The 13,814-nt window shown below is 60.3% G+C and carries 9 protein-coding genes and 1 rRNA gene; 8 read left to right on the top strand and 2 right to left on the bottom strand.

The window, feature by feature from the left end:
- Positions 1 to 440 precede the first annotated feature (440 nt).
- The 4 genes from J5M72_RS21645 to J5M72_RS21630 are packed head-to-tail and all read left to right on the top strand — an operon-like array spanning position 441 to position 6,034.
- Positions 441 to 1,214 carry a DUF3050 domain-containing protein gene (locus J5M72_RS21645; RefSeq protein WP_169428304.1) on the top strand — a complete coding sequence of 258 codons (774 nt, stop codon included), beginning with the start codon at positions 441 to 443 and terminating at the stop codon, positions 1,212 to 1,214.
- Positions 1,211 to 2,140 (top strand): diiron oxygenase, encoded by a 930-nt coding sequence (locus J5M72_RS21640; RefSeq protein ID WP_169428303.1) that lies wholly within the window; start codon positions 1,211 to 1,213, stop codon positions 2,138 to 2,140. Before J5M72_RS21645 ends, J5M72_RS21640 begins: the two co-directional genes overlap by 4 nt.
- Positions 2,141 to 2,153: 13 nt before the next feature.
- Positions 2,154 to 5,543, top strand: a complete 3,390-nt coding sequence (locus tag J5M72_RS21635) for an amino acid adenylation domain-containing protein (RefSeq protein ID WP_207867043.1) — start codon at positions 2,154 to 2,156, stop codon at positions 5,541 to 5,543.
- A 23-nt stretch (positions 5,544 to 5,566) separates the two neighbouring features.
- Positions 5,567 to 6,034, top strand: coding sequence for an SRPBCC family protein (locus J5M72_RS21630; RefSeq protein WP_064382642.1), 468 nt, complete (start codon positions 5,567 to 5,569; stop codon positions 6,032 to 6,034).
- A gap of 59 nt (positions 6,035 to 6,093) precedes the next feature.
- On the opposite strand, the gene J5M72_RS21625 is transcribed toward J5M72_RS21630, so the two are convergent.
- Positions 6,094 to 7,974, bottom strand: a complete 1,881-nt coding sequence (locus J5M72_RS21625) for a methyl-accepting chemotaxis protein (protein ID WP_169428300.1) — start codon at positions 7,972 to 7,974, stop codon at positions 6,094 to 6,096.
- A gap of 311 nt (positions 7,975 to 8,285) precedes the next feature.
- Here J5M72_RS21625 and J5M72_RS21620 point away from each other — a divergent pair, with 311 nt between their 5' ends.
- The 4 genes from J5M72_RS21620 to J5M72_RS21605 all read left to right on the top strand — a co-directional run bounded on the left by J5M72_RS21620 (position 8,286) and on the right by J5M72_RS21605 (position 13,631).
- Positions 8,286 to 8,786 carry a sigma-70 family RNA polymerase sigma factor gene (locus J5M72_RS21620; RefSeq protein WP_207867042.1) on the top strand — a complete coding sequence of 167 codons (501 nt, stop codon included), beginning with the start codon at positions 8,286 to 8,288 and terminating at the stop codon, positions 8,784 to 8,786.
- A complete protein-coding gene (locus tag J5M72_RS21615) occupies positions 8,786 to 9,787 on the top strand; it encodes a FecR family protein (protein ID WP_207867041.1) in 1,002 nt (333 codons plus the stop codon). The genes J5M72_RS21620 and J5M72_RS21615 overlap by 1 nt, the downstream gene beginning before the upstream one ends.
- An 87-nt stretch (positions 9,788 to 9,874) precedes the next feature.
- Positions 9,875 to 12,376 (top strand): TonB-dependent siderophore receptor, encoded by a 2,502-nt coding sequence (locus tag J5M72_RS21610; RefSeq protein ID WP_207867040.1) that lies wholly within the window; start codon positions 9,875 to 9,877, stop codon positions 12,374 to 12,376.
- A 76-nt stretch (positions 12,377 to 12,452) separates the two neighbouring features.
- A complete protein-coding gene (locus J5M72_RS21605) occupies positions 12,453 to 13,631 on the top strand; it encodes a PepSY domain-containing protein (RefSeq protein WP_207867039.1) in 1,179 nt (392 codons plus the stop codon).
- A gap of 73 nt (positions 13,632 to 13,704) precedes the next feature.
- On the opposite strand, the gene rrf is transcribed toward J5M72_RS21605, so the two are convergent.
- Positions 13,705 to 13,814 (bottom strand): 5S ribosomal RNA (rrf, locus tag J5M72_RS21600); the annotation flags it as partial.

Here is a 13,814-nt window from a genome sequence, read left to right as displayed (position 1 = left end):
TCATCCCCTCATATTCATTCAATTACTCAATTGGAAAGTTGCTTCGAGTGAGGCATTCACTCTTGTCGTTCAATTTTGGCCATTAAACGCCGAAAGGAGCAACTACGCCCAAATAAAACTTAACTCATAAGTTTTATCAGACCCATTCATACTTGAAAAACAGCCAACTAAAAATAATTAAAAATAAACTTGTTAAGTTGTTTTGCGATGTATTAGTTTTTCTTCGCCGAGTTTGGATCCGAAATGACAAACCCGGCCCAACCCTGCAGTACGGCCTCGATTGCGACGGTTTCACCGTCCGCTGCTGTCTCGGGCCCTTCAGACATTGCCTGTTTTCATCGAAACCGAATGAGGCTGTCGTTCGCCTGGAGAAACTTGTTCAACGTTATTAGCGATTGATTGAGCAGTCCCTATTCCCTATTAGCCAGAGTCTCGCAACCATGCCAACCAAAGAGCAACTTACACTAAAGAAAGCCGAACTCAGCGTTCATCCGATCTTCTCCGAAATCGATTCTTTGGCGACATTGCGCCGGTTCATGGAGTCCCATGTATTTGCTGTCTGGGACTTCATGTCACTGACCAAACGCCTGCAGCAGGAACTGACTTGCACTCGTCTGCCGTGGTTGCCGCCGCGCGATCCGCATGCAGCCAGACTGATCAACGAAATCGTGCTCGGGGAAGAATCGGACGATCGGCTGTCACACGGGCATTACAGTCACTTCGAACTGTACCTCGATGCGATGCGCGAAGTCGGCGCGGACACGACAGCGGTGGAGCGCTTCGTGATGCTGCAGCAGGAAGGCGTGAGTTACGACGTCGCCCTGCAAAGCGTCGAGGTCGATCCGGCCGCTGCGCAGTTCGTGCGTGACACGCTGCAAACCGCACTGCATGCGCCGGGGCACAGCGTGGCCGCCGCATTCCTGCACGGTCGCGAGAGCGTGATCCCGACCATGTTCCAGCGCATGCTCGATGCCTGGGGCATTGGCGTCGAACAGGCGCCGACCTTCCGTTACTACCTGGCGCGACACATCGAGGTCGACTCCGAAGACCACGGCCCGGCCGCCGAGCAACTGCTGGACCGTCTGGTCGATGGCGATCCACAGCGCGAAGCCGAGGTTTACGCCAGCGCCATCGCCGCCGTGGAAAGCCGCATCGCCCTGTGGGACGGCCTGCGCCTGAGCATGCGTGAACCGCTGGCGGAGGTGGCCCAATGAACGCCGCCGACTACCAGTCTTTCGCCGATGCCTGGGAAAGCCGCGCGACCATTCGCACCCGGCCGCGTCGTGTGCTGGAGGACGACGCGCGGCTGATCTATCCGCTCAGCCGCCAGCCGTTGGTGCTCAGCGAAACCTTCCTGCGCGAATGCCCGGAACAGCGTGATTTCGCCCTGGTGCAGACGCTGTACAAATTCATCAACGACGTGGTGATTTTCGAAACCGAGATCGTCGACAAGACCGCCCGCAGCATCGCCAAGAACCGCTTCGCCTTGGCGTTCCCGTTCGCCTGTCGCTACGACGCCATGACCGTCGTCGTGGATGAGGATTACCACGCGCTGGTGGCGATGGATTTCATGCAGCAGACCGTGGCCCTGACCGGTATCGAGCCCATCGAGTTGCCGGATGAAATCGAACTGAGCCGGGCAATTCCGGCCGCCGTCGAACTGGCCCCGGAACACCTGCGCAGCGCCGTGGAGCTGATCTGCGTGGCCATCGCCGAGAACACTGTGACTGGCGATGTCGCAGCGTTCGCCCGGGACGACACCGTCAAGCCGTCGATCAAGGGCCTGATGGCTGACCATCTGCTGGACGAGGGTCGGCACTCGAGTTTCTGGGCGCGGATGGTGCGCATCTACTGGCACACCGCGAGCGATACGGATCGTGAATGTATTGCGCAGATCCTGCCGGTGTTCATCGGCCACTACCTGACCAATGACATCCAGAAATCTTTCGACCTGCGCCTGATCGATGCCTTGCCGGTCAACGATGCCACCCGCCGCGCCCTGAAAGACGAGATGGCCGGGCTGGCCTTCCCGATCAATCGCCACCACCCGCTGGTGGGCAACATCGTGCGTTTTTTCCACAACAGCTCACTGCTCGACACACCGTGCGTACGGCACGCCCTGCGCGACTACCTGGTTTGACAAGGAGGCTGACATGAGACGTCTCGACATTTTGCTGAAGGGCCGCAGCCAGGCCTTGACCGACCTGGCGCAGGAGCTCGAACAACACGGTCATTCATTGCTGACGGCGTTTGCTCCGTCGGTGGATCTGGTGATCGATGACGGCAGTCTTGCGCCGCAGGATTACGGCACGACACCGCACCTGAACTTGCGCTTGGGCATCGGTGCAACGGGCATCGGCGGACTGCCGGTTCTCGATCTGCTATGCCTCTGCAACACGACACTGCTGAGCCGCGTGCCCATTGCCGACGAACCGTCCGGTAACGGTCAGGCCCTGCGCCAGCGAACACTGGCGCAGGTGGTGGACGAAGTGGCGCTGCTGGTCAGTCGCTTCTCCCGCGATGCCGAGTATTTCCAGCAGGCGACGACGGCCCGTGCGCCGGACTTCGAGCAGGTGGAAAACCTGCTGTTTCTCGACAGCCTGGCGTATGTGCATCGCTTCAATGCCACGGCCAACCCGGCCTTGTTGCAACAGGCGCAGATCCCGGTGATCGAGCGGTTACAACAGAGCCTGATCGAGCATGCGAAGCGCCCGGCGCTGCACCTTGCCGAGCAGTCGATCAGCTACCGCCAGTTGCATGATCACAGCCGGGCGATCCAGCAACGTTTGCTGGCCATGCTGGAGACACAGCCGCAACCGTGGGTGGTAGGGATTTGCCTGCCGAAATGCGATGCGCTGTTTGCTTCGATTCTGGCGATTCTTGGCAGCGGCGCGGTGTATCTGCCACTGGAACCCAGCCATCCGCTTCAACGCCAGCAGTACATCCTGGAAAACGCCGGGGCGGTGCTGTTGCTGCACGATGGCGAACACCCGCTGAGCGGTTCGATGCCAGGGCTGGATGTCTGTCGCATCGACCGCACAGACGTCGATCTGTCGCAACCGTTGATGCGTCGTCGGCCCGAGCTCGATGCACCGTGCATGGCGCTCTACACCTCTGGCACCACCGGGCATCCGAAAGGTGTACTGCTGACTCAGGCGAACCTCGCGCACTTCACCGCTTGGTACGCCGACTATGTGCAGTTGCGGGCCGAGAGTCGGGTACTGCAGTTCTCGTCGCTGAGCTTTGACTCGTCGCTGATCGACATCTTCCCGACTCTGCTCGAAGGCGCGGAACTGGTGGTGCCCGACGACAACCAGCGCCGTGATCCGCTGCAACTGGTGGCGCTGATCCGCCGTCGGCAACTGACCCACGCGTTCCTGCCGCCGGCGCTGCTGAGCATCCTGCCGCTGGAGCAACTGCAAAGCGTCGGGCAGATCATGACCGGCGGTGATGTCTGCGAGCCGTTCGTGATCGAGCAACTGACGCGCCAGGGCAAGTTGCACAACCTCTACGGTCCTACCGAAGCCACGGTGTTGATCACCGCACGACAGCTGCAACCGGGCGACAGCAATCGCACCCTCGGCGGGCCGATTGCCAACAGTCAGGTGCTGATCCTCGATGACGATCTGCAACCGGTGCCGGAGCAAACGGTGGGCGAATTGTTCATCGTCGGCCCGGGCGTGTGCCTGTGTTACCTGAACAATCCCCAGCAGACGGCGGAGCGCTATCTGAATCTGGAGCTGCCGGACGGTCAGCGTCTGCGCGCCTACCGCAGCGGCGACATGGCCAAGTGGGGCGAGGACGGCATCGAGCTGTGCGGACGCCGCGACAATCAGGTGAAGATCCGCGGCTTCCGGGTCGAGCCGGAAGAGATCGAGCGTTGCCTGCGCGAGAGCCAGTTGTATCGGCAGATCGCCGTGGTGATCGACAGTCAAAGGCGGATTCTGGCGTTCTTCGCGCAGCCGCAATCGGATGCCGCCCGCGATGCGCTGAAGGCACATGCCCAGCAGTTTTTGCCCGACTACATGCAACCGGTGGCGTGGACGGAGCTGCCGAACATGCCGTTCGCCGCCAACGGCAAAGTCGACCGAAAAGCCTTGCTGGAACGGCCGGTGAGCGTGCAGGACAGCGGCCCGAAATGCCTGCCGGCCAATGCCGACGAAGCGCTGCTGCTGGAGATCTGGGGCGAGTTGCTGGAGTTGCCGACCAGCGACATTTCCACCGACGAAAGCTTCTTCAATCTCGGCGGTCACTCGATTCTGCTGTCGCGCATGCTCCTGCGTCTGCGGGAGGAATTCGGTCGCAGCATTTCGATCAACCGCTTCATCGAACTGCCAACCATCGCCAAGCTCGCCACGCTGGTGCGCGGCACCGATGACAGCGCGGTACTCAGCGCACAGGCAATGGCCGACGCCGAGCGAGCGCTGGATATCGAGCCGTTGCCGATCAGCCGCATGGGCGATGTGCACAAGGTGATCGTCACCGGCGCCAACAGTTTTGTCGGCGTGCACATCGTCGAGGCGTTGCTGGGTTGGGGCGCCAGCGAGGTGGCGTGCCTGGTGCGCGATGGCGGCGGACAAACCGCGGCGCAGCGCTTTGCCCATTCGTTGCGAGAGAACCGGCTGGAGCATCTGGACCTGAGTCGGGTGCGGGTCTATTCGGCGGACATCACCCAGCCGCAACTGGGTCTGGCCAATGAGGACTTCGTGCGACTGGACCGCGAGTTCGGCGCGTTGGTGCACAACGCCGCCAACGTCAATCACGTCCTCGATTACGAGTCGTTGGCGGCGGACAACGTCGAGCCGATTTTCGAACTCCTGCGCCTGTGCGAAGGGCGCAGCAAGAAGGTGCTCAATTTCGTCTCGACGCTGTCGGCCTCCAGCACCGTCGACGACGCGGGCCGGGTGCTGGAGCTGCCCGCCGCACCGACGCCGCCGATCTACATCCGCAACGGCTACAACCTGTCGAAATGGGTCGGCGAACGCCTCCTCGAACGGGCCCGGGAGCGCGGGGTGCGGGTCAATCTGTACCGGCCCGGCAACATCAGTTTCAACAGCCTCAGCGGCGTCTGCCAGCCGCACAAGAACCGTTTGATGCTGATGCTCAAGGGCTCGATCCAACTCGGCCAGGTCCCGGCCTTCGCGCTGAACTTCGATCTGATGCCGGTGGACTTTCTCGCCCGTTTCATCGCCTTCCACGCCAGCCGTTATTCGCCCGAACGGGCGGTGTTCAACCTGCACAACCCGGAGCCTCTGAGCTGGGATGCCTACGTCGCGTCATTCCGCGAAACCGGCAGCGAGTTTTCGCTGGTCAGCGTCGCCGACTGGCAACAGCAACTGGGTCGGGTCGATGCCGACAACGCGCTGTTCGGCGTGCTCGGTTTCTACCTCAACGGCTTCGAGGAAGACATCGGCGACATCTCCCTGATCGGCCACGCCAACGCCCAGGCCGGCGTGCAGCAGATGGGCGCGCACTACCCGGAAAAATCCCCGGCGCTGCTGCGTCGCGGCTGCGACTACCTGAAAGAAATCAACTTCATCTGACTCATCAACCAAGGAGCAACACCATGAGCAATCTTCAACCCGACACCCTGATCAAAAACCCTCACGGCTGCCACGTCGTGTCTTCGGTGGAAGTGCCGGTGGACGCCAATGAGGTGTGGTCGGTAGTGGGCAAATTCGACGGCTTCGACCGTTTCATCCCGGCCCTGTCGCACATCGAAATGACCGGCGAAGGCGTGTCTTCGCTGCGCAAGAAGTTCTTCAAGGATGGCAACGTGGTGGTCGAGCAACTCAACTCCCGGGACGACCAGGCGCTGAGCATGACCTGGACCACGATCTACAACACGCTGGGCGTGGCCAACCTGTGGGCGGCGATGAATGTGGAATCGCTGGGCGCGGGCAAGTCGCGGGCGACCTGGACGATCATTGCCGAACCCGCCTCCGGCGGCCCCGAGGCGCTGCCGGGGTTCAAGGATTTCGTGCAGGGTTTTGCCGATGATGCGATGGGCAATGTGCTGAAGCTGTTTGTGTAAGGCATGAAAAAGCCCGCTGTGGATCGCTCCGCAGCGGGCGATTTTTTGACCGCGAGCGATCAGATCTTGAAGCTGTCGACCAGTTGTTTCAAACGGTTGGCCTGTTGCGACAACGCATCACAATCCTTCAACGTTTCATTGAGGTTGGCCACGCTCTGCTGGTTCAGCAGGTTGATCTGGTTGACGTCGACATTGAGGGTTTCCACCACCGCAGTCTGCTCCTCGGTAGCGGCGGCCACCGACTGGTTCATACCGTCGATTTCGCCGATGCGCTGGGTCACGCTGACCAGACGCAGACCGGCCTGGTTCGCCACTTCAACGCTCTCTTCGCTGGACGCCTGACTGGCGTTCATGGTGGCCACCGCTTCGCGGGAGCCGACCTGCAGCGAGGTGATCATCTTGTGGATTTCTTCCGCCGATTCCTGGGTGCGGTGAGCGAGGTTGCGCACCTCGTCCGCCACCACCGCGAAACCGCGTCCGGCCTCACCGGCACGAGCCGCTTCGATGGCCGCGTTGAGCGCCAGCAGGTTGGTCTGCTGAGAGATGCCTTTGATCACGTCGAGAATGTGGCCGATGTTGTCGGTGCTCGCATTCAGGGTTTCGATCTGGGTGCACGACAGGCTGATCTTCTGCGACAGCTCGGTCATGGCCTGAATCGTCTGCTCGACCACCTGACGACCGTCATCGGCCTGCTCGCTGGCGCCGCTGGCGTGTTGCGAAGCATCGGCGGCGTTGCGGGCGATTTCCTGGGTGGCGGCACCCAACTGATTGATCGCGGCGGCCACGCTGTTGGTGCGTGCGCTTTGCTCGTCGGAACCGATGATCGAGGCGTTGGACGATGCCATCACCCGTTGCGACAGGTCGTGTACGTGGCGAGTCGCAGAAGACACTTCGGAAATCGACGCGTGAATCCGCTCCACGAACTGGTTGAACGAACTGCCCAGCTCACCGAACTCGTCTTTGCTTTCCACTACCAGACGGCGAGTCAGGTCACCTTCACCCTGAGCGATGTCCTGCATCGCACGGCCCATGGTGATCAGCGGACGCATCAGCACGGTGATCAACAGGCTCAGGAACACCGCAATCGCGCCCACTGCGACGAACATCGCGATCAGAGCCGAAGTACGGAACTGGCTGAGTGCGGCGTAGGCCTTGTCGCGATCGATCGACAGACCGATGTACCACTGGGCATTCGGCAGACCGGCGACCGGGGTGAACGACAGGATGCGTTCCTGGCCGTTGAGCACCACGTTCTGGTTGCCCTTCTCGATGCGCACACCGGCGTTCGGGTAAATGTCCTTGAGGTTCTTCATCACCTGATCTTTGTCCGGGCTGACGATCACCTGACCGTCACCGCTGACCAGGAACGCGTGGCCCAGGCCACCGAAGTCCACCGAGTTGATGATCTTCACCAGGGTTTCCAGACTCAGGTCACCGCCCACCACACCGAGCAGCTCGCCATTCTTTTTCACCGGCATGGCGATGGTCACCACCAGACCGCCAACGGCGGCCATGTACGGCGGGGTCAGCATGGTCTGGTCAGCAGCCACGGCCTGTTTGTACCAGGGACGCTGACGCGGGTCGTAGCCATCCGGCATCTTCGCGTCAGGGCGCTGGGTGAATACACCGTTGGCCTGGCCGACGTAGGTGAACTGGAAATTCGAGGTGAAGGCCGGTTGATCGACCAGCCCCGGGAAATCGGCGTTCTTGCCCTGGTGAGCAACGTTCTGCGCGAGGTTTTCCAGGACCAGAATCCGCCCGCTCATCCAGTTCTGCACACTGCTGGCGGTCAGGTCGCCGGCCTGCTGGACGGAGGACTGCAGGTTCTGACGAATGGTGTTTCGCTGCAGATAGTCGTTGTACAAAGTGAACAGCGCGAACGCCAGGACCACGACGCCCGAGGCGGCCAACAGGATTTTATGGCTGAACTTGAGATTCATTTCATGGGACTTCTTATGCCAAAAGTGGGGATGCGTTCCGGATGCAACATTCCATGTACAGCGCAGGCAGCGTTCTGACGGCTGCTCTACTTTGGTGCACGCATGTCTCCCCAGTCTGTCGGCACGATTCGGAGAAAACTTAACGCTTTGTAGGAAATGGACGGCATTTCTGCCAGATTCCCGCCGGGCGGTGTGCCAGTGCGTTCGCCTGTCATTTTTTAATGGCTGTTTTGCAGCGCCGGTTGCAAATTCTCCACCCCTTGATGACAATGCGACTAATTATCATTTGTGACGTTCAGGCTGTCGCGTTCATGTCATCACCTGAGTTTGCAGTACAGGCGCTTTACAGTCGTCATCACGGCTGGCTCGACGGCTGGTTGCGTGCGAGGCTGGGCAATGCCGCCGATGCAGCGGATCTGGCCCAGGACACCTTCGTGCGCCTGCTGCAGCGCACCGAACGTCTCGAACTCAAGGCGCCCCGTGCGTTTTTGCGCACCATCGCTCGCGGTTTGGTCATCGACCATTGGCGACGCGAAGAAATCGAACGCGCCTACCTGGAAACCATCGCCCACTTGCCCGAAGCCGAGACACCCAGTGCCGAAGCCCGCGCACTGGTGATCGAACTGCTGGAAAGCATTGCCCGCATGCTTGAAGGACTTAAACCGAAAGTGCGTCAGGCGTTTCTGCTGGCGCAGTGCGAAGGTTTGACCCACAAGCAGATCGCCGAGCAGATGGGGCTGTCCCTGCGCTCGGTAGAACGCTACGTCGCCGACGCCCTGTTTCACTGCTACGTGTTGCGGTACGAAAACTGATGCCGGTGGATAACCTCTCGCTTGGCCGACGCGCCGAGCCGCCGCAGCAGGTCGTACGACAGGCCATTCACTGGCTCCTGCGTCTGCGCAACAACCATGGCAATCCGCGCCTGAATCGCCAGTGCGAACAATGGCGCGCCGAACACCATGATCACGAACTGGCCTGGCAACGGGTGCAGTCTCTGCAAGCCGAACTGACCCACAATCTGAGCGCCGTGCCCGGTGCGCAGGTGGCGTTCAATACGCTGGAAAACAGTGCACAGGGTCTGGGCCGACGTCAGGCATTGAAGCTGTTGTCCGGCGCGCTGCTGATGGGTTCGGCGGGATGGCTGGCCAGCGACACTTCGGTCTGGCAACAGTGGAGCGCCGACTACGCCACCGCCACCGGCGAACGCCGTGGTTTCCAGTTGCCGGACGGCACACGGATCGAACTCAACACCGCCAGCAGCGTGGATCTCGATTACACCGCGCAGCAACGGCTGATCAAATTGACCCGTGGCGAAATCATCGTCACCTGCGGCGGCGCCGATGAAGGTGCAACGTTTGACCGACCGCTGCAGGTGCAGAGCCGTCATGGCAGTTACGAGCCGTTCAAGGCGCGATTCCTTCTGCGCCAGGAAGAGGGTTGCACGCGCCTGAGCGTCACCAGTGGCCGGGTCGCGATTCATTCCGCAGGCAACTCGACGGAGGCAATCGCCGGTCAGAGCTATCTGATCGATCACCATCGAGTTCGACCGGCGCCACCGTTGGACATGGAAGCTGGCGCCTGGGTCGACGGACTGATCGTGACGCGCAACATGCGGCTGGGCGACTTCATCGGCGAAGTCGGCCGGTATCGTCAGGGTTTTCTGAGCTGTGCGTCGGACATTGCGGATTTGCGCCTGTCCGGCGTGTTCCGTCTTGAGGACACCGACAAGCTGCTGGCGATCCTGCCGCAGACCCTGCCGGTGCAATTGCGCTATCGCACCCGTTGGTGGGTGACGCTGGAGTCTGTGGCCTGAAATTATTTTGGCGGGTTTTCGTGGCAAGTCCGGCTTAGTCAGTAAGCACTTCAACTCAGCCTTCGCGACTGCCTACGGAAACCTACAATGACTGCGCGCGTTACCTGTAAGAACCCTCTGAATTTCACTGTCGAATCGGGCCTGCTGCACCACGCTGTTCGGGCCGCGTTGTTATCCACGGCACTGGGCGTTGGACTGCTGCCGAACCTGAGCGTCGCGGCGAGCGCCAGTGAGGTCGGCAGCCACCGCTACAACATCGCCGCCGGACCACTGGGCGATGCGCTCAACCAGTTCGCGCGTCAGGCGGGCATCACGTTGTCGATGACGCCACAGCAGACCCAGGGCCGGCAGTCACCGGGTGTGCAGGGCGAGTATTCGACCGATCAGGCCCTGAGCCACTTGCTCGGCGGCTCGGGCCTGGAGGCGGTCAGCCAGGACGGCAGTAGCTATGTGTTGCGCTCCGTTGCAGAAACCGAAGCGCTGGCCCTGCCGACCACCGACATCAAAGGCTTCGCCCTCGGCAACGCGCTGGGCAGCATGGATGGCTATAACGCGACGCACAGCCAGATCGCCACCAAAACCAGTACCGCGCTGCTGGAAACCTCGCAAAGCGTGTCCGTGGTCACCCGCGAGCAAATGGATGACCAGGGCTCGCAAACCGTATCCCAAGCCATGCGTTACACCCCCGGCGTGCTGACCAACTCTTACGGTGCCACGCACCGCTACGACTACGTGGCGATGCGCGGTTTCAACGACGGTTCGGTGGACAACATCTACCTCGACGGCCTCAAGTCCATGGGTGACAGCGGCACCTACAGCACCATGCAGGTCGATCCGTATTTCCTCGAGCGCGTGGATATTCTCAAAGGCCCGTCTTCTGTGTTGTACGGCCGTAGCTCGCCGGGCGGGCTGGTGGCTCTGACCAGCAAGAAGCCGCTGTACGAGGCCTATCACCAGGTTCAAGCCACCGTTGGCACTCAAGGCCAGCGCGGCGTCGGTTTTGACTTCAGTGGCCCGGTCGATGACGACAAGCGTATCGCCTATCGTCTGATCGGTTTGACGGATCAGTCCGACACGCAATTCGACCACAACAAGGAAAAGCGCTTCGCCCTCGCGCCAACGGTCAGCATCGATTTCAGCGAGGACACATCGCTGACGCTGCAAGCGTATCTGCAACATGACCCGGATGGCGGCTACCACGGCGGCGTGCCGGCCGACGGCACGATTCATCAGCGCAACGGCAACCGCATCTCACCGCACTTCTTCGAAGGCGAGCCGGGCATCGATGGTTACTCCCGTGATCAGCAGTCGTTCGGTTACCAGTTCGAACATCGATTCAACGATGTCTTCACCGCGCGGCAGAACTTCCGCTACCTCGACTCCAAAGTGAACATGGATCAGGTGTACGCCTATGGCTGGACGTCGCCGACCGGCAACGAACTGAATCGCTACTACACCGCAGGTGACGAGCGTCTGCACGCGTTCATCGTCGACAACATGCTTCAGGCCGAATTCTTCACCGGCGCGACCAGGCACACGGTGCTGATGGGGGCGGATTATCAGCGGCGCAAAACCGTGGTCGACTGGACCAGTGGCGGCCTGGCGCCGATCAATGCGTTCAACCCGGTGTATGGCAATTCCGCTATCACGCCTTACGGCGAGACGAGCTACCTGCGGCGCCTGGAGCAGACCGGCGTTTACCTGCAAGACTTGATCGAGATGGACAAGTGGCGCTTCTCGCTGGGACTGCGCCAGGATTGGGTAGAAACCTCCGACGAAAACCGTATTGCCGAAGCGGGGCGTCCGGTCGGCACCGAGATCAATGATCGACGCACCAAGCTCACAGGCCGTGCCGGCGCGCTGTATCTGTTCGATAACGGCCTCGCGCCGTACGTCAGCTATTCCGAGTCGTTCAACCCGAACTCCTACGCGGACAGTGCCGGCAATCCTCTTGCACCGACCGATGGAACGCAGTGGGAAATGGGCCTGAAGTATCAGCCACCGGGGACGGACAATCTGTTCACCGCTTCCTTGTTCCGCATCGACCAGAAGAACCTGGCAACCAAACTGCCGCAGGAAAACTTCTATCGCGCTGTAGGCGCTGTCCGCTCTCAGGGTCTGGAACTGGAAGCGCACATGCAGTTGACCGATAACCTGAAAGTCCTCGGCAGCTACACCTTCACTGACATCGAGTACTCGAAGTCGATGACCAGCACCTTGAGCACCCCGACAAACGTGATCGAGAACAAAGGCAACTCGCCAACCCAGGCGCCGCGGCACATGGCCTCGCTGTGGGCGGACTACAAGTTCGACAGTGCGGCGCTTGATGGGCTGCGATTGGGCGGTGGTGTGCGTTATGTCGGCTACAGCTGGGCGGATGCAGAGAACACCATGAAGGTGCCGTCCTACACATTGTTCGACGCATCGATTGGCTATGACCTCGGCAAGGTCGGTTTGAAGGGTATCGACGTACGCCTGAATGCGAACAATCTGACCAATGAATCCTATGTAGCCTCCTGCGCCAGTCTCGACTTCTGCTACATGGGCGAAGAGCGCAATGTCGCCGCTACGGTCAGTTACCAGTTCTAAGCCTTTGTCTTGTGCATAAAAAAGCCAGCCCCTGATTTCAGGGGCTGGCTTTGTCGTATCTGTGGGGGAAATTTTCATGCGTTCGTTTCTGGTTTTATTGCACCGGTATATCGGGTTGGCCACGGCGGTTTTTCTGCTGCTGGCGGGGATTACCGGGAGCATTCTGGCGTTCAATCATGAGCTGGATGAGTGGTTGAACCCGGAGTTCTACGCGGCATCGGCCGAGGGGGAGCGTCTATCGCCAGGCGAACTGGTGGATGCGGTGCAATCGTTACATCCGAAGTTACAGGTCTGGTACATGGAGTATCCGAACGAGGCAGGCCACACGGCATTGCTGGCGGCGGTTCCGCGCAACGATCCGGCGACGGGCGAACCGTTCGAAGAACGCAATCAGGTGTTCTACCTCGACCCGGTCAGTGGCGAGCAGAAAGGCCAGCGTTACTGGGGTGAGTGCTGTTTCCAGCGTGAGAACTTCGTTCCTTTCATTCTCGAGTTCCACTACAACCTGACACTGCCCGGTAACTGGGGTTTGCTGCTGATGGGGTTGGTGGCCATCGCCTGGGTGATCGATTGCTTCATCGCCCTTTGGCTGACGTTGCCGCGGGGTAAACCGTTCTGGAAGAAGTGGTGGAGCGCTTGGAAGATCAAGGGCGGGCATACCTATCGACTCAACTTCGATCTGCATCGGGCAGGGGGCTTGTGGCTGTGGTTGTTGTTGCTACCGATAGCCGTCAGCAGCGTGGCGATGAACCTGCCGAGTCAGGTCTTCAAACCTGCGGTGTCGTTGTTTTCTCCGATTGAACCGAGCGTGTATGAGGCGCGAGGACGGATGCCTGCCGAAGAGCTGGGGATCACTCGATTGAGTTATCAACAGGCATATGAAAGGGCACTGCAGGAAGGGAAAAGGTTGGGACTGACAGCGGCAATCGGCGAGTTGTATTACAGCTTTGAGTACAACTTCTACGGCGCGGGGTTCGGACAGCATGACACTGAGGCCCACGGCAAATCCTGGTTGTTCTTCCACGGTACCGACGGGCGATTATTGGGGCAGGAGATTGCAGGAGAAGGGACGTTGGGAGAGCGGTTTTATCGGTTGCAGTTGCCGATACATGGGGGACGGATCATAGGCTTCACCGGGCAAGTGATGATCGCGGTATTGGGCGTTCTGATTGCAGGATTGTCGGGGACCGGCGTCTACATCTGGTGGCGCAAGTGGCAGGCTCGTCGGAGCAGCAAGGCACGCAGAGCGGTCTGAAGATCGGACTTTCGTGGGCACTGAAACGACAAAACCCCTGTCTGCGTTAGCAGACAGGGGTTTCGGAATTCAATCTTGACGATGACCTACTCTCACATGGGGAAACCCCACACTACCATCGGCGATGCATCGTTTCACTTCTGAGTTCGGGATGGGATCAGGTGGTTCCAACGCTCTATGGTC

This window comes from Pseudomonas sp. 58(2021), assembly GCF_017491585.1.
In the GTDB taxonomy this organism is placed as follows: Bacteria; Pseudomonadota; Gammaproteobacteria; order Pseudomonadales; family Pseudomonadaceae; genus Aquipseudomonas; species Aquipseudomonas fluorescens_BT.
Note: the sequence above shows the minus strand (reverse complement) of the source record. Positions and strands in the feature narration are given on the sequence as shown.

Bases quoted from the DNA above. Each gene is read 5' to 3' on its own strand.
- J5M72_RS21625 (WP_169428300.1), bottom strand. From the start codon at position 7,974: ATGAATCTCAAGTTCAGCCATAAAATCCTGTTGGCCGCCTCGGGCGTC.
- J5M72_RS21630 (WP_064382642.1), top strand. From the start codon at position 5,567: ATGAGCAATCTTCAACCCGACACCCTGATCAAAAACCCTCACGGCTGC.
- J5M72_RS21645 (WP_169428304.1), top strand. From the start codon at position 441: ATGCCAACCAAAGAGCAACTTACACTAAAGAAAGCCGAACTCAGCGTT.
- J5M72_RS21615 (WP_207867041.1), top strand. From the start codon at position 8,786: ATGCCGGTGGATAACCTCTCGCTTGGCCGACGCGCCGAGCCGCCGCAG.
- J5M72_RS21640 (WP_169428303.1), top strand. From the start codon at position 1,211: ATGAACGCCGCCGACTACCAGTCTTTCGCCGATGCCTGGGAAAGCCGC.
- J5M72_RS21610 (WP_207867040.1), top strand. From the start codon at position 9,875: ATGACTGCGCGCGTTACCTGTAAGAACCCTCTGAATTTCACTGTCGAA.
- J5M72_RS21605 (WP_207867039.1), top strand. From the start codon at position 12,453: ATGCGTTCGTTTCTGGTTTTATTGCACCGGTATATCGGGTTGGCCACG.
- J5M72_RS21635 (WP_207867043.1), top strand. From the start codon at position 2,154: ATGAGACGTCTCGACATTTTGCTGAAGGGCCGCAGCCAGGCCTTGACC.
- J5M72_RS21620 (WP_207867042.1), top strand. From the start codon at position 8,286: ATGTCATCACCTGAGTTTGCAGTACAGGCGCTTTACAGTCGTCATCAC.